Source organism: Bifidobacterium sp. UBA6881 (genome assembly GCA_002451435.1).
GTDB lineage: Bacteria > Actinomycetota > Actinomycetes > Actinomycetales > Bifidobacteriaceae > Bifidobacterium.
Window position 1 is genome coordinate 13,738 of sequence record DKCF01000038.1, and the last position, 19,782, is coordinate 33,519.

General features: G+C 60.3%; 16 protein-coding genes and 1 pseudogene. 8 read left to right on the forward strand and 9 right to left on the reverse strand.

What is annotated here, in order from left to right; all coding sequences use genetic code 11:
• Positions 1 to 4 precede the first annotated feature (4 nt).
• Positions 5 to 1,036 (reverse strand): tRNA (adenosine(37)-N6)-dimethylallyltransferase MiaA, encoded by a 1,032-nt coding sequence (miaA, locus tag B3C64_RS03065; protein WP_291533648.1) that lies wholly within the window; start codon positions 1,034 to 1,036, stop codon positions 5 to 7.
• Positions 1,020 to 2,471: a tRNA (N6-isopentenyl adenosine(37)-C2)-methylthiotransferase MiaB gene (gene miaB / locus B3C64_RS03070; protein WP_291533649.1), complete on the reverse strand. Its 1,452-nt coding sequence runs from the start codon at positions 2,469 to 2,471 to the stop codon at positions 1,020 to 1,022. Before miaB ends, miaA begins: the two co-directional genes overlap by 17 nt.
• Positions 2,472 to 2,600: 129 nt before the next feature.
• On the opposite strand from miaB, the gene B3C64_RS03075 reads away from it, so the two are divergent.
• Positions 2,601 to 3,338 (forward strand): GTP pyrophosphokinase, encoded by a 738-nt coding sequence (locus B3C64_RS03075; protein WP_291533686.1) that lies wholly within the window; start codon positions 2,601 to 2,603, stop codon positions 3,336 to 3,338.
• An 86-nt stretch (positions 3,339 to 3,424) separates the two neighbouring features.
• Here the strand turns inward: B3C64_RS03075 and B3C64_RS03080 are convergent, their stop codons facing one another.
• The 3 genes from B3C64_RS03080 to B3C64_RS03090 form a co-directional block, all read right to left on the reverse strand.
• Positions 3,425 to 4,399: a DMT family transporter gene (locus B3C64_RS03080; protein WP_291533651.1), complete on the reverse strand. Its 975-nt coding sequence runs from the start codon at positions 4,397 to 4,399 to the stop codon at positions 3,425 to 3,427.
• 105 nt (positions 4,400 to 4,504) lie between these two features.
• On the reverse strand, positions 4,505 to 5,398 hold the full coding sequence (locus B3C64_RS03085; protein ID WP_291533652.1) for a Bax inhibitor-1/YccA family protein: 894 nt from the start codon (positions 5,396 to 5,398) through the stop codon (positions 4,505 to 4,507).
• A 95-nt stretch (positions 5,399 to 5,493) separates the two neighbouring features.
• Complete coding sequence (locus B3C64_RS03090) at positions 5,494 to 6,069, reverse strand: Ltp family lipoprotein (protein ID WP_291533653.1); 576 nt, start codon at positions 6,067 to 6,069, stop codon at positions 5,494 to 5,496.
• Positions 6,070 to 6,304: 235 nt separating this feature from the next.
• Between B3C64_RS03090 and B3C64_RS03095 the strand changes: the two genes are divergently transcribed.
• The 3 genes from B3C64_RS03095 (at position 6,305) to B3C64_RS03105 (ending at position 10,449) form a co-directional block, all read left to right on the forward strand.
• Positions 6,305 to 7,564 (forward strand): sensor histidine kinase, encoded by a 1,260-nt coding sequence (locus B3C64_RS03095; RefSeq protein WP_349679952.1) that lies wholly within the window; start codon positions 6,305 to 6,307, stop codon positions 7,562 to 7,564.
• Positions 7,552 to 8,256, forward strand: coding sequence for a response regulator transcription factor (locus tag B3C64_RS03100; protein ID WP_291533655.1), 705 nt, complete (start codon positions 7,552 to 7,554; stop codon positions 8,254 to 8,256). The genes B3C64_RS03095 and B3C64_RS03100 overlap by 13 nt, the downstream gene beginning before the upstream one ends.
• 84 nt (positions 8,257 to 8,340) lie before the next feature.
• Entirely contained in the window at positions 8,341 to 10,449 is a 2,109-nt protein-coding gene (locus tag B3C64_RS03105; RefSeq protein WP_291533656.1) for a GmrSD restriction endonuclease domain-containing protein, read from the forward strand.
• A 33-nt stretch (positions 10,450 to 10,482) separates the two neighbouring features.
• Here the strand turns inward: B3C64_RS03105 and B3C64_RS03110 are convergent, their stop codons facing one another.
• A complete protein-coding gene (locus B3C64_RS03110) occupies positions 10,483 to 11,145 on the reverse strand; it encodes a response regulator transcription factor (RefSeq protein ID WP_291533658.1) in 663 nt (220 codons plus the stop codon).
• Positions 11,145 to 12,512, reverse strand: a complete 1,368-nt coding sequence (locus B3C64_RS03115) for a sensor histidine kinase (protein ID WP_291533659.1) — start codon at positions 12,510 to 12,512, stop codon at positions 11,145 to 11,147. The genes B3C64_RS03110 and B3C64_RS03115 overlap by 1 nt, the downstream gene beginning before the upstream one ends.
• 69 nt (positions 12,513 to 12,581) lie before the next feature.
• Here B3C64_RS03115 and B3C64_RS03120 point away from each other — a divergent pair, with 69 nt between their 5' ends.
• From B3C64_RS03120 to B3C64_RS03130, 3 genes are read left to right on the forward strand one after another with little or no spacing between them, the layout of a single operon-like run.
• Positions 12,582 to 13,568 carry an ABC transporter ATP-binding protein gene (locus B3C64_RS03120; protein ID WP_291533660.1) on the forward strand — a complete coding sequence of 329 codons (987 nt, stop codon included), beginning with the start codon at positions 12,582 to 12,584 and terminating at the stop codon, positions 13,566 to 13,568.
• Between the two features lie 47 nt (positions 13,569 to 13,615).
• On the forward strand, positions 13,616 to 14,887 hold the full coding sequence (locus tag B3C64_RS03125; RefSeq protein WP_291533661.1) for an ABC transporter permease: 1,272 nt from the start codon (positions 13,616 to 13,618) through the stop codon (positions 14,885 to 14,887).
• The gene (locus B3C64_RS03130) at positions 14,874 to 16,160 is read left to right on the forward strand and encodes an ABC transporter permease (RefSeq protein WP_291533663.1); all 1,287 of its coding nucleotides are present in this window, start codon (positions 14,874 to 14,876) and stop codon (positions 16,158 to 16,160) included. Before B3C64_RS03125 ends, B3C64_RS03130 begins: the two co-directional genes overlap by 14 nt.
• Before the next feature lie 360 nt (positions 16,161 to 16,520).
• Here the strand turns inward: B3C64_RS03130 and B3C64_RS03135 are convergent, their stop codons facing one another.
• Positions 16,521 to 16,928, reverse strand: a complete 408-nt coding sequence (locus B3C64_RS03135; RefSeq protein WP_291533664.1) for a VOC family protein — start codon at positions 16,926 to 16,928, stop codon at positions 16,521 to 16,523.
• Positions 16,929 to 17,573: 645 nt separating this feature from the next.
• On the opposite strand from B3C64_RS03135, the gene B3C64_RS03140 reads away from it, so the two are divergent.
• The gene (locus B3C64_RS03140) at positions 17,574 to 18,581 is read left to right on the forward strand and encodes a hypothetical protein (protein WP_291533665.1); all 1,008 of its coding nucleotides are present in this window, start codon (positions 17,574 to 17,576) and stop codon (positions 18,579 to 18,581) included.
• Between the two features lie 541 nt (positions 18,582 to 19,122).
• Here the strand turns inward: B3C64_RS03140 and acnA are convergent.
• Positions 19,123 to 19,782: pseudogene (acnA, locus tag B3C64_RS03145) on the reverse strand (aconitate hydratase); the annotation flags it as partial.

The following is a 19,782-nucleotide window of genomic DNA, read 5'->3' on the forward strand; positions in this document are numbered from 1 at the left end:
CCGGTCAGCGCGCGGCGATGTCGCCGAGATGGTGCTGCGTGTAGGCGTCGGCCTGCGCGTCGATCGCGTCGTAGTCGCCGGCATCGGCGTGTTCGATGATGGCCATGGCGTTGTCGATCAGCGCCGGGTTCAGCGCCTGCAGCCAGTGGATGCGCGGATCGCGGCCGAACCAGCCCATCTGCTTGCGGGCGAGGCGTCTCGTCTTCTGTGCGATGGCGATGAACGTGTCGTCCAGATCGCACAGCCCGTCGAGGTAGTCGATGACCTGCTGGTAGCCGAGCGCCTTGCCTGCGGTGATGCCGAGACGGGGGCGCAGCCGTTCCACTTCCTCGATGAATCCTCCGGAGAGCATCCGCTTGGTGCGGATGTCGATGCGCCGGTCGAGTTCCTCGCGCGGCAGGTCGAGGCCGATCTGCACGGTGGGAATCACGTACCGGTAGTGCGGCAGGCTCGCCGAATACGGACGTCCGGTCACCTCGATGACCTCGAGCGCGCGGATGGTGCGGCGGGGGTTGTGCGGATCCATGCGCGCCGCGGCCTCGGGATCCTTGGCCTTCAGCTCGTCGAACAGCGCTCCCGCCCCTTCGGTCTTTTCACGCTCCTCAAGTTTCCTGCGCACGTCGGGATCGGTGCCGGGGAAGGAGATGTCGTCGATCGCGGCACGCGCGTACAGACCGGAGCCGCCGACGAGGATCGGCCGCACTCCCCTGCCCTGCAGTTCGGCGATCGTGGCGCGCGCGATCTTCTGGAATCGGGCCACCGACATCGCGTCGTCGGGTTCGATGATGTCGATCAGATGGTGTCTGACCTGCGCCTGCTCCTCGGCGGTCGCCTTGGCGGTGCCGACGTCCATGCCGCGGTACATCTGGTAGGCGTCGGCGTTGACGATCTCCGCCTGTTCGCCTTTGGCCTGCAGCGCCTTGGCGATGGCGATGCCGAGGCCGGTTTTGCCGGATGCCGTGGGACCGACGATGGAGATGACCTTCCGCTGACGGACATCGGATGGCAGTTCGTCGCGTTCAGTGTCGGATGGCATAGGTCTGCCCCGCTTTCGGATCGGGATCGGCGATGAGGTTGTGCTTGCCGGCGTGGGTGACGGTGGCCGTCACGAAATCGCCGATCTGTGGCGTCGGTTCGCCCTCCGGTACGCCGACGTGCACGAGCACGCCGGTTTTCTCACGGCCGGTGACGCGATGGGTGGCGGCGTCCTTCTTGCCGGACGCTCCGGTGACCATCACTTCGACGTCGCGGCCCTCGAACGTCTTCAGATTCTCCGCGGTGATGCGCTCCTGCAACGCCACGAGCCGTTCGAAGCGATCCTGGACGACGTCGTGGGGCAGTTGCTCCATCGCCGCGGCCGGGGTTCCCGGACGCGGCGAATAGATGAAGGTGAACGCCGACGAGAAGCGGGCCTCCTCGACCACGCGCATCGTCTCCTGGAAGTCCTCCTCCGTCTCGCCGGGGAAACCGACGATGATGTCGGTGGAGATCTGCGCGTCCGGCATCGCCTCACGGATCTTGCGCAGGATGTCGAGAAACTTCGCGGAACGGTAGGAGCGGCGCATCGCGCGCAGGATCCTGTCGGAACCCGATTGCAATGGGAAATGCAGCTGGTGCATGACGTTCGGAGTCTCGGCCATGGCCGCGATCACGTCGTCGGTGAACGCCGCGGGATGCGGCGAGGTGAAGCGCACGCGTTCCAGCCCTTCGATGTCGCCGCACGCGCGCAGCAGCTTGGAGAACGCGAAGCGGTCGCCGATGCCGTATCCGAAGGAGTTCACGTTCTGTCCCAGCAGCGTCACCTCCTTGGCGCCGTCGTCGACGCATTGGCGGATTTCGGCGAGGATGTCGCCGGGACGGCGGTCATGCTCCTTGCCTCGCGTGGTCGGCACGATGCAGAACGTGCAGGTGTTGTTGCATCCCACGGAGATGGACACCCAGCTGGACACCTTCGACGCGCGGTCGGTCGGCAGCTGGCTTGGGAAGTAGTTCAGATCCTCCTTGACCTTGACCTGCGCGTGGCCTTCGATTCGCGCCTGGTCGAGCAGCTGCGGCAGCGCCCCGATGTTCTTGGTGCCGAACACCGCGTCGACCCAGGGGGCCTTCTTGGCGATCTTCTCACGGTCGAGCTGCGCCATGCAGCCGCCGATGGCGATCTGCAGGTTCGGGCGTTCCCGCTTCATCTCGGCCCACAGGCCGATGGTGCCGTACATGCGCTCCGCCGCGTTCTCGCGCACCGCGCAGGTGTTCATGACGATCAGATCGACGTCATGGTCCTCATATTGCCGTTCCGTGGCCGGAACGTATCCGTTCTTCTCCAGCACGCCGGCGATGCGCTCTGAGTCGTGCACGTTCATCTGGCATCCGAGCGTGTGCACGTAGAACACGCCCTTGCCCCTCGACGGGACGCCCTCGGCCGGTTCGGCCAGTTTCGAGGCGCGCTCCGCCTCGGTCATCATATCTTCATTCATAACGTTCCATGCTATCGGCAGGGATTGTCAGGCGGGAAACGCCGTGATGCGCGGATATCGTGAATCCGGCATGGGCTTCGTCCGGTTTTCCAGTCCCTTCCCAGATTCATAGGGAAACGTGTGGGTACACTGTTGCCCGTGATACTTGACAGACAGAACCGCATCAACACCACGGAGCTCAAGGCGCGCCTGAGCGACATCGATTTCGGCGACGGGACGTTCTCCGCGGACCAGATCACCGAGTTCATCGACCAGATGCAGGTGTACGAGGGCGCGATGTACGAGATCAGCACCAAGCTGGAGATCCTCGATTCCGAATTCCAGGTGCGTTTCGCGCACAATCCGATCCATCATATGGAGCGCCGTCTCAAATCCATCGATTCCATCATCGGCAAGCTCAGGAGGCGCAATCTTCCGCTCACCGTCAACGCCGTCAAGGACAACCTCTTCGACGTGGCCGGCGTGCGCGTGATCTGCAACTACCGCGACGACGTGTACTCCGTGGCGAATTATCTGTCCGCGCAAAGCGACATCCAGGTGCTGCGCGTCAAGGACTACATCAAGAATCCGAAACAGAACGGATACCGCTCGCTGCATGTGATCTTCGCGGTGCCCGTGTTCCTGTCGTCGGGACCGCATTACACGCCCGTCGAGGTGCAGCTGCGCACCATCGCCATGGACTATTGGGCGAGTCTCGAACATGCGCTGCGGTACAAGACCGACCTGCCGGATTCCAAGCTCGCCGAGCACTCGCAGACCCTGCTCGACTGCGCGCGCAGCCTGCAGAACGTGGAGACGCAGATGCAGAACATCCACCGCGACATCAACGGCGCGCCGCAGGTGGGCGAGGCTCCGAAGACGAGCTGACCGCAGAGGCCATTCTGCCGGCATATCCGATGAATCTGGACGAAGGTCCGTGTTCCGAACACCGCGTTTCGGGACGCGGACCTTCGTCATCCACGGCGCATGCGCGAACCCGGAATCCTCGCCGGCATCTGGGCAAGCACCGTCCCCGCGAAAATCAGCGCGCATCCGACACAGGCGCGCGGCGTCATCGTCTCGCCGAGGATGATGACGCCGCCGACCGCGGAGAAGAACGATTCGAGCGACATGATCACCGACGCCCGGGTCGGCGGAACCAGCTGCTGCCCGACCACCTGCAGCGTGTAGGCCACTCCGGCGGAGCACACGCCCGCGTATACGATCGCGAACCAGCTGTGTGTGGCGCCGTTCCAATCAATGGACCCCTCGAACAGCGAGCCGATCCAGCTGAGCGCCGCGGTGGTGGCGATCTGGCCGAATGAGAGCAGAATCGGATCCATGTCGCGTCCGAACGTGTCGATGATGAGAATGTGTCCCGCGAACAGCACCGCGGTGAGCAGCAGCACCACATCGGCCACCGTGATCGAGCCGAACCCGTCGGTGACGCACAGCAGGTAGAATCCGACCACGGAGATCGCGACGCTGACCATGACGCCCGCGTGCACGCGACGCCGCAGAACGACGAACGCCAGCAACGGCGTCATCACGATGTACAACGCCGTGATGAATCCGGAACGGCCGGCCGACCCGGAGTACAGGATGCCGTATTGCTGGACGGTGCTGGCGGTGAACAGTACCACGCCGCAGATGACGCTTGCCACCACGGGATTGCCCAGCCAGGCCGGCATCGTCATCTTCCGCCCATCGCCGAAGACGACGTCCGGCCCATGCCCCGCCGCGCGACGGGCGCGCTCCCTGCGCGCGATGCCGTCGCGGCGAAACCACAGCAGCGGCAGCAATGAGACGGCGCCCAACGTGAAACGGGTGGCGCCGAAGAACAACGGCGTCGTGGAATCCATGCCCTGCACCTGGGATACGAACGCGAATCCCCAAATCATGGCGGTCAATACCAGGCAGGTCATGCCGCCGATTTCTTTCCTCTGCATGAGCCACCACCGTAGGGCACGCATCACGGCAAGAAAAAAGCCTGACCATATTCTGGTCAGGCTTGGATTTCCGCGACGCCCGGAAACGTACCACGGCGGCTATGTTCAGTCGCGGTTGCCGAGCAGCTGGAGGATGTACAGGAACATGTTCACGAAGTCCAGATACAGGTTCAGCGCGCAGATGATGGAGATCTTCTTGACCATGTCCTCGCCCTGCCCCGCGTACTGCGCCATCAGCGCGCGCGTGGCCTGTGCGTCGTAGACGGTCATGCCGGCGAACAGCACGAGACCGATGGCGGAGACGACCATCAACGTGGTCTGTCCCGGAGCGAAGATCATGAGCAGCACCTCGGCGACGATCAGCACGACCAGGCCGACCATGAGGATCGGACCGGCCTTGAGCATGTTGATCTTCGTGGTGCGGCCAAGCATGGTGAGCGCGAAGAAGAAGCCGGCGCACAACGCCAGCGAAAGGCCGATGGATCCCAGATCGTACACCGCGAAGATGGTGCTCAGCGTGAAGCCCATGATCGCCGCGTACACATAGAACATGACGCGCGCCGTGCCAGGCTTGATCTGGTGGATGCGGGCGCCGAGATAGATGGCGAGGCCGATTTCGATGATGGCCGGCGCGAGCATGCCGAAGACGCCGGTGGCTTGGATGAGCGCGATGTACAGGCCGCTCATCTGCGTGAGCACCGCCACGATGGCCGTGACGATCAGGCCGACGGTCATCTCGCCGTACGCGCGGGAGACGGAGACGCGCTGCGCCTCCTCGTAGGAGTACGCGGCCTGCGTCGGAACCGCGGCGGCTCCGTTCGACGCATAGGCGTAGTTCTGCTGACCCTGACCATATGGCTGCTGCGGAACGTACTGGTAATTGCCGTACTGGTTCTGCCCGTACTGGTTCTGCCCGTACTGAGGCTGGCCGTTGCCGTACTGCTGCCGGCCGTTGAAACCATTGGCGTTGTTGCCCTGGGGCTGCTGACCGAATGTCATGATCGCTCCTTTTTCTCGATTGCGCACCACAATACGACAATTGCCTGATGATTTCATGGGAACCGGTTCCGCGCCGGCTCCCGTATGGCGTGCCGTCAGTCGTTCAGATGCTGGATGGCGTAATCGGCCTCCTCCGCGGTGAATTGGTCGCCGTATTCGCTGGTGAGCTGGTCGCGGATCGCCTCGGGGGACATGGCCATGGTCTCCTGATAGTTCTTCGCCGCGGCGAGCGCGTTCGCGTTCCAGTCGGCTTTCACGTTGTCGACGGCGTATTGGGCCGCCTCCTGGGAGAACTGGCCGCCGTATTCGCTGGTGAGCTGTTTGAGCAGACCCGCCTTCGACATGTGCATGGTGTTGGCGTAGACATCGGCCTGCCGCAAGGCCGACTTGTATTCCGCGGGAACCGATTCCTCCTTTTTCTGTTGTTCGCTCTGAGCGTCCTGCCGCCCCTGTTTCGCATCCGTTGACCGCTGGGATTGCGCGGACGACGTCGTCTGGCCGCCGTTCGTCGAGGATCCGTTTCCGCCCGAGACGCCGATGACGGCCAACGCCGCCACGACGATGACGAGCCAGAACCATAGGCGTCTGTACAACGGTTTCTTCGTCTTCGGCTGTGCTGATGGCATCGGTTCCGCAGGCTGTGGCTGCTGCGTGGTGTGGAGACCGCTCATGATCGTTCCTTCTTCTCGTAATGATTGAAACACCATCGAGCGTATGGGAACATGGCCGTCGGCGGTATTGGACGAAAGGCCAATTCCGGTTGCCCTTTCGTGCGCGTCCGGCGGTACGGAAGGCCACTGGCGTCTTTCGGCATGCGCCCCGATAATGGTGGGTATGAACGAGAAGACGAGTTCCCCAGCCGTGGTCGAGGTGCCGGTGCGCAGCAGAATCTGGTGCAGCCCGCTGATGGTATGCTGCGCGGATCTCATGTGCCTTACGCAGGCCTCGTTCGCATCGCAACAGTTCGACCAGGATTCGGCGGCATACACATGGGCCGTCATCGGCATACTGCTGGCGTTCGCCTCCGGATTTCTTCTGCTGGCGCGCTCCCGGCACCCGCGCGCCACGTTCCTCGCCTCATGCGTCCTGGTGTTGGTCTTCCCCTATGATTCCACCATCGCGCTTATGGCGTTGACCGCGCTGCTGGCAAGACGGAACGATTCCACGCTGACCGTCCGCGCCACCATTCTGGCCGGCTTCGTCACGCTGGCCTCGCAATTGCGCGACGCAACGAAATCCCCGGAGGCGTCGTTTTGGCATGCGGTCTTCGCCAAACCGTACACCGGCAGGCAGTATGGCAACGAGCTGGTGATGCTGGCCGACGAGCGCACCGTCATCATCACCGCGGTCGTAGCGGCTTCGCTGGAATTGGTCATAGCGGTTCTCGCGGGATTGCATATCCGCTCACGGGCGCTTGCGTCGATGGCCGCGGCCAAGGCCGACGCGGCCGGAGCGCAGGTGGCACGGCTCGAAACCACGATCGACAGCCGTCAGCTGGCCGACGCGATCGCGGCCGAGGCGCATGACACGCTCGCCCATTCGTTGTCGCTGCTGGCGTTGAACGCGAGCGCGCTGCATGCCGAATCCGTGAGGCTCGGCCGGGAGGCGAATGCGATGGACCCCTCCCGGATGACCGAGGCGGCGGAACGAATCGCCGAAAAAAGCGAGGACATCCGCAAACAGGCCGCGGGGGCTTTGGACGAGGCGCACAGCATCATCGATATGCTGAGACATCCCGAACAGGCGCGCATGCAGTTGGCCCCTTCCGATGAAACGTCGTTGACCCGCGATTCGTTGGATGCGCTTATCGGCGACGCGCGTGCGGCCGGCATGCACCTGAACACCTGGATCGACATCCAGCAACTGGGCCGGCTCAACGACGCGGTAGGCAAGATCGCCTACCGTGCCATCCAGGAGGGCATGACCAACGCCAGGCGGCATGCGCCCGAAGAACCCGTTTCCTTGGAAGTGTCCGCGAACCCCACGGCCGGCGTGCATGTGCACGTCTCCAATCCCACGAAGGCCGGAACCGTCTCCCCGTCCCGTCCGGGCGCCGGTCTGCCGGGGCTCGCGGAACGCGTGCGGAAGGCCGGCGGAACATGCCGGTTCGGTTTCGACGACCGGCATGCGTTCCATGTGGACGTACGGCTACCATGGGTGGCGTGAGTACCGCAGAAAACGCAACAGACCAATCGCCGATAACCGTCAGCGTCATCGACGACGATCCGATGATATGCCAGGCCATGCGCATGATCCTTGAGGATTATTCGTCGGGCCGGCTGCGCGTGGCATCGACCTGCACCAATGGCGAAGAGGCCATCCGGCACGCCACGGAAGAGCATCCCGACGTGGTGTTGATGGACATCGCCATGCCGGGCATGGACGGCATCGAGGCCACGCGACGGCTGCGCGCGCTCCCCCGGCCGCCACAGGTGCTGATCCTGACCTCTCTGAGTCCCAGCGGCACGGTGGAACGCGCCATCGAAGCCGGAGCGGGAGGATTCGTCTCCAAAACCGATGCCCCGGAAGACATCATCCGCCGCATATGCGGCATATGCGAGGACACGCCGCAATTCAATCCCGCGAGCCAACGTCAGCTCATCACCGAACTGCACGCACGGCAATCCCAATCGCGGCGCGATGAGGCGCGGACCATGCTCGACGCGCTGCCCGAACGCGAGCGCGAAGCCGTCATCCTCGCCGCGGACGGCCATACCAACGCGCAGATAGCGCAACGCATGTTCATCTCCGAGCGCACGGTCAAGGCGCATATCTCCTCCGCAGCGGACAAATTGTGCATGAGCCGCATCCAGATGGCGCGGCTGGTGGAGCGCGCCGACCTGCCGCCGCGCCCCTGACCCACGGCCGGCAAGACAACCCCGGACCATAGACTGGGGTCATACGGAACGACGGGCGGAAACCCAACGAGGAACGGTGGTCATATGTCAATCAACGCAACGGAAAAGCCTCTCGGCAAGGTGTTCACCTCCGACTACCGGTTCGTAATCCCCTCATTCCAACGCGCGTACACATGGCAGACGGAGAACGTCGAACAACTCGTCAACGACCTGCAGGACGCCTGCGCGCATCCCGAAACGCCGTATTTCCTCGGTTCGCTCATCCTCGTCAAGGACGGACACGGCAAATACCAGGTGATCGACGGGCAACAGCGACTCATCTCCCTGTCGATCATCATCGCCGTATTGCGTGACCTCGAAGACGACCCCGACCTCATCGACGCGCTCAGCGGGCTCATTCTGGAGCCGGGAGACAAGCTCCGCGGCATCAAGGCCGAGCCCCGGCTCAAACTGCGCGAACGCGACGCCGGCTTCTTTCGCATGTACGTGCAGGAAGGGGACCTCGAGGGATTGTTCGACCTACGCGACAACGACATCGCGTCGCACGCGCAGCGCAACATCGCCCTCAACACCAGGCAGGTGTTCGACATGCTCGCCACGATGCCGGCCAAGGAACGGCGCCGGTTCGCCTCCTATCTGGTGAACGCGGTCACTCTGGTGATCGTCACCACCGACGACCTCGCCGGCGCGCACCGCATCTTCGACGTGATGAACATGCGGGGAGTGCCGTTGACGGCCTCGGACGTGTTCAAGGCGCGCACCATCGCCGAAATATCGTCGGCGGCACGCAACGCCTACGCCACACGGTGGGACGACATCATGGACCCGCTCGGCGACGACGCCGGCACGCTCGAGGAATTCTTCTCCGACCTGCATCTCATCGTCTCGCACAAAGCCGTATGCGCGCGGCTCCTCGACGAATTCCGCAAGGACGTGCTCAAACCATACGCGAAGAAACACAACACCATCGCCTTCATCGACGAACTGCTCGCGCCCTACGCCAACGCCTGGCGCATGCTCGAACACCCCACCGACACGAGCCTTCCCGACAACGTCGTCGCCCTGCTCGTATCGCTCAACGACTATCCGACCACCGACTGGAAACCCGTGGCCATGTGGGCGCTCGTCAACTCCATCCGCAATCTCGGCGACGCCGACATACGCATCTTCGCCGCGCCCGGCAGCCACACGACCGCGCACGATGCGACGGGCCGCGCCGAAACGCCGCTGCAGCTGCACGACATCGACAGACTCCGAGGCATCCTCGCCGCGTTGGAACGCGTCACCGGCATCGACAGCCTCAACAGGCAAAGCCCGCTCGCCCGACGCACCCGCGCCGCAGGAGCCATACGCGACCTCGACAAAAACCGCACCCTTCAGCAAATACGCGGATTCCTCATCACCGACGAGGACCGCCGGACGGCGCTCGCGCATCTGCGCGGCGAGCTGCAGACCAGTCCGGCCATGAAAAAACTGCTGCTCATCCGCGCCAACGAGCAGAAGGCGGGCCATCGCATCACCCGTCCCCGCAGCCTCAAAGCCATGCCGATACTGCCCGAGCAGGTCGGCAAGACATCCGATTTCGCCGCATGGTCCGAAACGGCGCGGGACCACTGGACCAACCGCATCGGCAATCTCGCGCTCACCCAGGCCAATGAAAGCCAGATGGCGCCGCTGTCCGCATACGCGCAACGGCGCGACCGCATGCTGCTTTCCGCAAGCTCCAGACGATTCCCGTTGACGGCCGAGCTCGGCGACATCGCCGAATGCACGCCGCAGACGCTGCAATGCCGTCAGGATGAGACCATCCGGCTCATCGCGGACCACTGGAACATCAGGTATGACGCGGAGCACACCGACCTCTCCGCGCTCAGCGAAGAGGCCCTCACCGTGGGGACCGCCAAGGACTCCCCCACGTCCAAGCGCGTCACCATCAAGCAGGTGCTCGCGGCCGGACTGCTCATTCCCGGAGAGACCCTCGTATGGAACCGGCCCCGCAAGGGCGAACGGTGGATCGCCATCGTCACCGCGGAAGGCAGGCTCCGTATGGATGACGGCAAGGAATACGGCACGCCCACCGCCGCGGCCCGTTCCGTCGGAGGAAAATCAGCGGGACTCAATGTCTGGAAACGCACGTCGAACGGTCAGAAGCTCAGCGACGTCTGGAAGGCATACCGGCTCAGAAGGCGTTGACGACGCGTTTTCATCTGACCCACGCCAAGGAGTCTACCGCCAGGAAAGCCATTCGACGGCGAGTTTGGTGCGATTGGGGATATTGGTTTTGGCGAGAATGGCGCTGATGCGGTTGCGCACCGTGCCTTCGCTCAGAAACAGCCGCGCCGCGATCTGACGGTTGTCCAATCCCTCGGCGACCAATTCCAGAACCTCATATTCCCGATCGGTGAGATTCGCGAAACGGTCCGGCACATGATCGTCGGAGGAATCGCACGATGGAGCGTCCTGTCGGGAGGATTCGGCAGTCGGCGACCCCACGCGCAGTTTGCCCAGCACCTCGGCCCCCATAACCACCTGTCCAGCCATGACGGCCTGCACCGCGGGGATAACGGAGGAGACATCCTGTTTGATCAGGTATCCTTTTGTTCCGATGCGTAACGCTCTGGCAATATACGATTCGTCGGCGAAGGTGGTAAGGATGAGGATCCGCGCGTCCGGATGCGCGGCGATAATTGTTTCCGAAGCCTCCAGCCCATCCATCTGAGGCATTTGCACGTCGATCAACAGCGCATCCGGCTCGTTCGCGTCATACCGTCGTACCGCATCCAAACCAGTATTGGCCGTCCATGCCACTTCGGCGGTGCCAGTGACTTCAAGAATCGTGGACAACGACGAGCAGACGATTGGATCGTCATCGACAATCGCAACACGCATCAGCGGATTCCTTTCTTCACATCGGCATCGTTGGCGCCATCATTCGCCAAAGGCTTGGGAATGGACACGAACACACGCCATCCATCATGATACGGACCGCATAGCGCATTGCCTCCGAGGGCCCGCGCACGTTCCTCGATATCGGCAAGGCCGATACCCGAATAATCCTTGGCCGGCACGGTCTCCGGCGGTGTGTCCAATGCCGTTTCCGATGGATGCCGTGCTCCATCGTCCTGCACAGACAGTTGCCATAAGGCCGGGAAATCATGCAGCGTAATAGTGACGTTGCTCGCCGAGCTGTGACGGACCGTGTTGTTCAACGCTTCACGAATGGTTGTGGCGAAACAGCGCGACACCGCCGCCGGAGCGGACGCGATGTCATTGGCCAGCCGCACAATCAGCACGCCGGAATCATCCATGCTGTGAGCCGCGGCCTCGATTTGAGCCACGAAATCAGTACCTTCGTCCTTCAGATCATGCACCGATTTGCGCACCATGGTCATGGCCTCGCCTAACGTGTCATGGATTTGCGCGATTTGCCGCGCTGATTCGTCCTGGCCAGCGATGCGTGAAACCACTTGCGCCGCCTCGGATTGCATAATGGCACGTGTCAGCACGTGCCCGACATTGTCGTGGATCTCCCTGGCGATTCTCGTTCGTTCGGCGAGCGTTGCCGTACGGACCGCCAGCGCACGGTCCTCCTCATGTTCGGCAAGCTGAGATCGCAATCTACGGATTTGGCTGCGCTTGGAATCCTGCAATCGTTTGACTTGTTCGGCAAGTGCCGCGTTCCGCACGCAAAACAGGCCGCACGCGAAACCAAGCGTCGTCAGCAAAGCCACCTGCGTCGCCGGCAAAGGTCGCACATCCGCATGCCCGCAACGCAATGCCATCGTCAGGATGGGCATAAGCCATAACCAGCGCGCAACCACCATCACGGGCTTTCCGTCTTGCAGCAACGCAGCATTGAATGCAGCGATCGGCAGCAACAGGCACCAAGACCATACCAGGCAGGCACCGCAATCCAATACAACAAGCAGCATCACGGTCAACGGCATGCAACCGGCGTACTCCCCCAAAGCGGCGCAGCACACCGCCACAAGAGCACCGTACACCAGCGAGGGCGTCACATCGTGGAACAACCTTACACCGGCGGTCAAGCCCATGGCCAGGAACACGGCTTGGAACAGCAACCGATTCATGCCGCCTCCATCGCATAATGCCATCATCCATAATTCCAGGCCTATCGTAAGGCCCGCTGCTTCAAGAGTAGTGCACATGCAGATGGCCGCCGGAAAAGAAGAAACGAACATGACATTTGTCACACCAGGCCGGGGCTCGTCAACTCGAAACATGACGGCAGGCATCATGTAGGGGGCACCATCGACTGCGAAAATGGAAACGAGGCAACATCAGGAAACCGAAAGGAGCCTGTCATGAGCGGACAGACAGACGATCCGACCAGCACGGTCGACGCCGTCAGCGTTTCGAAACTGGTGAAACGATATGGAGACATGCTTGCGCTCGATTATTTCGACCTCAACGTGCGTCAAGGAGAAATCTTTGGTCTATTGGGCCCCAACGGGTCAGGCAAGACCACAGCAATCAACTGCATACTCGCACTGCTTTCCTTCGACGAGGGCAGCGTACGTGTGTTCGGAGAGCCAATCAGCCCGACCAGTTACGCGCTAAAACGCCGTATTGGCATCGTTCCACAGAATGTGGCCGTGTTCAACGAACTGACCGTTCAAGAGAATATCGACTACTTCTGTTCGCTATATGCGCCGAATAGGGCACACCGCCGTGAACTGGTGTCCGAGGCGCTGGACTTTGTGGATTTGAACGATTACCGAGGATATCGGCCGTCGAAGCTGTCCGGCGGTCTGCTGAGACGGCTCAACATCGCCTGCGGCATCGCGCACAAACCAGATCTGATCTTTTTCGACGAACCGACCGTGGCCGTGGACCCACAGAGTCGCAATGCGATTCTCAAAGGCATCCAACGGCTTAACCGCGAAGGCGCGACGGTGATCTACACCAGCCACTACATGGAAGAGGTCGAACAAATCTGCGACCGTATTCTCATTATGGACCACGGCCGCTATCTGGCGCTTGGCACAGCCGAGGAACTGAAGACGATGATCGACACCGGCGAACGCATCAGCATCGAAACGGACGATCTGGGAGGGCATGCGAATGCGGCCGACACAACGTTGGAACGATTGCGGACGCTGCCATTTGTGGCCAGCGCCGATTATGACGGCCACGAATTGACAGTGAACTGCCGCCGAGGCGACCACAATCTCATCGACATACTACAGCTTCTGGAGCAGACCGGCACGCATATCGGGCATCTTTCCAGCCGTCAGCCGACGCTCAACGATGTGTTCCTGGAGTTGACCGGCACCGCCTTACGCGACTGACGCGGTTTGTATGGTCTCTTATCGGGAAGCGAAAGGCATGTGACATCATGTGGGAAACATTACTGGTCAATCTCAAACTGCATTTGAGGGAGAAGACACAGCTGTTCTGGCTGTTCGCCTTCCCCATCATCCTGGCCACCATGTTCAATGGAATGTTCGGCAACATCGCGGAGAGCTTCGAACTGCATACGCTGGATGTGGCCGTGGTCGAAGACGACGCGTGGAAGTCGTCCTATGGAGCGCAGACGCTAATCGACGGCATTTCGTCCGATTCTCCCGCAGCGGAAACGGACCGGCATGCGAAAGTGGGTATGGACGGCAACGGTGGAACCAAGCTTATCAATGTGAAGAAGGTAGGTTCGACATCGCAAGCGGAACATCTCCTTGCCGACGGCACCATGCAAGGCATGCTGTATATCAGTGATGACGGATCCGACGGCAACGGCAGACTCAGGTTCGCCGTTTCGGCGGCAACGCAATCCTCCGCATCGGACGTGATGGCGTCGAGCAGCGGATTGGACATCTCGCTAACGGTATTGGGCAACATTGTGGATCTGTACAATCGCAACACCGACGTGGTCACGGATATCGCGAAGCATAATCCTTCGGCATTGATGAACAATGACGCGACCGGAGGCGTCGGCTCAGCGAACGGATACACGAAAGAAATACAGCTGACGAATTTCCATCCAAGCAGCACCGCACGGTATTATTACGCGCTTCTGGGCATGGCCGCGCTGATGGCGATGAGCTTCGCGATTAACGCGGTGACGATGACGCAGGCGAATCTGTCTGCATTGGGCATCCGCCGTTCCATATCGCCGTTGCCGAAGCTGCAGCAGCTGCTTGCGGGATTCCTGTCCAGCTGGCTGTGCTCGTTTCTAAGCTTGCTGCTGGCGATGCTGTACATCCGATTCGGCTGCGGCATTTCGCTTGGAGGACGCGAATGGGCTGGTGTGGGCGCTTGCTCGATGGCTTCGTTCGCCGCGAGCGCATTCGGTACGCTATTGGGGGCATTGCCGAAGATTCCGACCGGAGCCAAACAGGGTTTGTGCACGGCGCTCGCCTGCACGTTGTCGTTGTTCTCTGGCTTATATGGCTCGTTCGCCATGGAGCTCAGCGACCAGATCGCCCGGCATGCCCCTGTGCTGAGCATGCTCAATCCGGCACAGCAGATCACGAATTTGTTCTATGACATCCTGTATTACGACAGTTTCCGGCCGTTTTTCACCACCACCGGCATTCTTGCCATAATGAGCCTGGTCTGCCTTGCCGCGGCGACCGTTCTGTTGAGGAGGCAACGTTATGCACACCTGTAATATATCGCTGAAAATCCTGAAGTCACGAAAGATGTATCTGGTCATCTATCTGGGTCTCATCAGCATTATGATGTTTTCCATCAGTTGGCAGATCATGCGCGGTTCAATGGCAAGCGACGATGATGCGTTCCATCCCGACGCGGCACGCGTGGCGGTGATCGACCGAGATGATTCCGCAGATGGTATTGCATCGGCGTTGCGTTCGTATCTTGCGTTGGATAGCGAGTTGGTGGATATCGCCGATGATTCCGAATCATTGCAGCAGGCCGTCGCTTCAAATTACGTCGATCTGATCGCGATTGTGCCGGACGGTTTCACCACCGACTACCAGCAATATGTGGATGGTTCATCGGACCACCAGCCAACCGTCGAGACCGTGGTCAGTTACGCTTCCGGAGCTGGCTCGCTCGCACAGCTGGAAATCAATGAATTCTTGTCGCTGACACGCACCGCATACTTGGGACAGATCGAATCGCAACAGTCGCTGGATACAGCCATGCGGGAGGCATTGGAAACCGCGCAGGCCGATGCTGCGACGTCGAACATTGCGGTGGTGCAATCGCAGTCCGTCAACGATACCGTCAAGCCGGCCGCATCCGCCTTCGCCGACACCATCAAAACCGGTCTGTATCCGCTGCTGCTGGTCATGCCGATCTGCACGTTTCTGGTAATCGGCACGTTCAACGACAGTGAGATTCGCCGTCGACTATACTCGTCACCAGCCCGATCTCTGTCGATAGCATCGCAACAGATGCTCACTTGCTCGCTGTTCGGATTATTGGTATGCATTGGCTATACCGTTGTGACGTTATCGCTGATGGCGATGATTGGAGTCCCATTTGACGGATTGACGATGACGAATGTCGGTTTGGCATTCTTTTCGCTGCTCGTGTATACCCTGATGGCAATCGCATGCGGGTTCCTTCTGGGCTCAATCGGTTTTTCCGAAATGGCGGTCAATGCGTTCGCCAACGTGTTCGGACTGTTGTGCATGTTCACGTCAGGCATGGCATTCCCCGTGGATATGATGCCCGATCCGATGATTGCACTCGGCAAGCTGCTGCCTGGCTGGTGGCTGTGCGAGTCCATAGACCATGTGTTCGGGCTGGGCACGGCATCGGCGGCCGGAGTGGATTACGGCGCATGGGCATCGTCGACTGGACTGCTGGCGCTGTTCGGCGTAGCGTTCATCTGCCTCGGTCTGGCATTGGGCCGTATCCGCCGCACAAGACCGACGTTGGCCTCCCCCGCCACTACGCAGTTGGCCAAATGATCCCCGTACGTAATGACAGGGTTGATTCCACACAAACTCCGTCAAACGGTAAATAGTGAAAGAAGCGGGAACGATTCTCACGACAGAAACGGTCTTGCCGCCTCCTTTGATGTCGTTGAACGGAAGCGAAACATCAAACGATTGGCATGAGGTTTTATCAGAGGTGCCCAAATGACAGAAGATGAGGAACGGTCCGCGGTAAAGAAGAATACCAGAGCTCCGGCAAACGAATGGGAACGTATGCTTTCCGGTGAACTGTAGCCGACACCCGGTTGCAGCGTGAGGCGAATCCGCGCAAACTCCGTTTGGTGCAGACCATCAACCACATCCGCATACGACGCGTTCGAGGAGCATGACCGGTTATTCCACGAATTGTTCGGCTCGCTTGGCGTGCGACCAGTCGGTGACGGCTTCGATGTTGTTGCCGTCGGGGTCGAGTACGAACGCCGCATAATATCCGGAGTGGTAAGCCCGCGGTCCCGGCGCGCCGTTGTCGATGCCGCCGGCGGCGATCGCGGCTTCATAAAAGTCCCTTACCATCTGCTCGCTCGCGGCGCGGAAGGCGATGTGCGTGGGAATGGGCCGCTGCTCGGAATCCTCCATCGGTGAGATGTAGAAATCCGAGCGCGGTGTGCCGTCATCCACGCCGAATCCGATGGTCGGTTCATGATGGGCTTTGGGAACGTAACCGAGTGGAGCCAGCGCCTGTGCGTAGAATTCGATACTGCGCTCCGCATCCGAAGCATGCAAGGTGATGTGATCAATCATGGTTCCCAGATTAATCCGTTTTCATCCCGTTCAAATAATCGTTTCCACCCTGTCCAAATAACCGTTCCTATCCCGCTGGCCGTTTTCGACCAACCCTTATCCTCCACTCCAGTCCATGCCGCCGTCCGTTCCCATCAAACCCACTGTCTTTCCGCCCCCTGTCATCCTTCCAGCCCATTTCCACCATTCTTCCCAACCCAACCCATCCTGTTCGGCCAATCCGTCTTTTCCAACTCAACCTTTCCCAATCCAATCCATTCTTTCCTACCAAACCCATCCTATTCAGCCCATCTTCGGTGCCAACTACGCAGTCCCGAACCAACCACCTAATCCGCAGTGCGGAATATGCAGGACACGCCCGGATTTTCATAGTCGGAAATGCATATTGCGCACGATGGAAATCTAGGATTTGGGTAACTGCATGTTTGGCGGCAAGGGATGATGACATAGGACCACAGAATTTGATAGGGGGTATTACATAGATGGTTATCCACCGATCCGGCATTTTGGATTCCATCCGCCAACCGTTGCGGTTGCAGGTAATCTTCTATATCGACACGCCGAGAGGAGGGAATACCGTGGTCCTACGACCACAGGCTCGGTTCCTGGGCGAATCCCTCTTCGGCGTTTCGATAATCTGTCCCCATGCGCAAAATAATCAATGATGAAATCGGCTGTTATCTGCTCGAGGCGGAGCGACAAGGACGATGCGCCTACCCGAGAACCAACCGCGTCCAGAAAATCATGCGAACCCGATGCGGATATGGAATGCTCTGCATGCCGTTCCCCAGAATGTATGTTCGATCGACCTATTGGAATTCACTGTCGTGCAAGGATCGGTTCCTGCATATTCTCCGCACATTGTCACATCGACACCCACATTGGGTGTTCTGTGGTCCGTCCGCCGCGGTCGTGCATGGAATCGTCGAAAACTACCGTCTGATGGAGCACCTATATGTCTGTACGACCGGCACGTCACACTCCAGAAGCAACAATCGCATCATTCGCAAGAGCACTGACGTGTCGGTCGTGCAAGTTGTAGACGGAATAGCCGTCACGCCATTGCACCGTTCCATTTTCGACTGCCTTCGTTGGCTCGACGAGCGTTATGCGTCGTCGGCCGTCAATCAGGCGATACGTCTGAGGCGGACCACAATCGGCGATGTACGCTCATGGACCGGCCGACTTCGATATATTCCCGGGAAAAGTCGTGCGTTGCGGATTCTGCGATATGCGGGATCCGGTTGCGAGAATCCCGGCGAGGACATGATGTTCGCCGCCTTCATCATGGCGGGATTCGTGGCTCCGGAGACACAGGTTGCTTTCGATGATCCGGTGTCCAGACGCAGGAACGCCTACCGTGGAGATTTCGTCTGGCACAGACAGGATGGCCGTGTCATCGTCGCGGAGCTCGATGGTAGAGAGAAATATGTGAATCCCCACATGACCGGAGGACGGACCAGCTTGGCGGTCATGGAGGCGGAACGCATTCGAGAATCGCGATTGACGACGCAAGTGGATGCGGTGATTCGGCTGCACTTCGAAGACGCCTTCAATTTGGATGGACTTGCACGGATCCTCGATTCATACGGGGTTCCCCGAGCTGATCCTATGACTTCCCGTTCCGACTCCGTCTCATCAGGGTCCATCTGATTCCCGCCGTCGCCCCATCCCGGTCTATTTTCGGATTCTCCTTGACTCATTTCGTATCCTTGGCCAAATCCTTAGGCCTCTCCCCGGCTAAACTCTCCACCCTGTCTTCAGCCCATCCTCAGTCGACTCTCGGCCCGCCCTTGGCCGACTCTTGGCCAACCCCCAACCTAATCCATGGTGCCAAACATACAGACATGAATCTCCTGATTTTTTGTCGTGCCCAGTATGCAGTTTCAACTGTGAAAATCCGGGCGTGTCCTGCATGTTTCGCACAACAGATTGCGTAGTGGATTTGGAACTGCATGTTTGGCACCGAAGATGGAGACTAGAACAGGACAACAGAACGGAGACATGGAACTAAAGAGAAAGGGAAGGGCGATTCTTCGGAATATGCGATCAGAATAGTGCTTCCATCAGCATTCGAAGCAGAACAGAGGGAGAAAACCTTTCGGAGACATGAAACGGCCTGCCAATGGGACTCAATCCTCGGGTGGATATTGAATCCCATTGGCCGGCCGTTCGAAGTTCTGACGGAATTCCGTCACTTCATGAGGTTGCGCAGAACGAACTGGAGGATGCCGCCATTACGGTAGTAATCCGCCTCGCCTGGGGTATCGATGCGCACGACCGCGTCGAATTCGGTCTTGGAACCGTCCTCATGGGTGGCGGTGACGTGGACGGTCTTCGGGGTGGAGCCGTTGTTGAGCTCCTCGATGCCGTCGATGTCGTACGTCTCCGTGCCGTTGAGACCAAGGCTCTTGTAGGATTCGCCTTCGGGGAACTGCAGCGGCAATACGCCCATGCCAATCAGGTTCGAACGGTGGATGCGCTCGAAGCTTTCGGTGATGACGGCCTTGACGCCCAGCATGCCGGTGCCCTTGGCGGCCCAGTCACGCGAGGAGCCGGTGCCGTATTCCTTGCCGGCGAGCACGACCAATGGCACGTCATGCGCGATGTAGTCGCGGGACGCCTCGAAGATCGTCGTCGGCTTCTTGTCGAGGAAGTCGTAGGTGAAGCCACCGGGGGTGACCTCTTCGCCCACGGAGGCGAGCAGCTGGTTGCGCAGACGGATGTTGCCGAAGGTGCCACGCACCATGACCTCGTGGTTGCCTCGGCGGGAACCGTAGGAGTTGAAGTTCTTCGGCTGCACGCCATGGTCGGTCAGGTACTTGCCGGCCGGGCTGGATGCCTTGAACGCGCC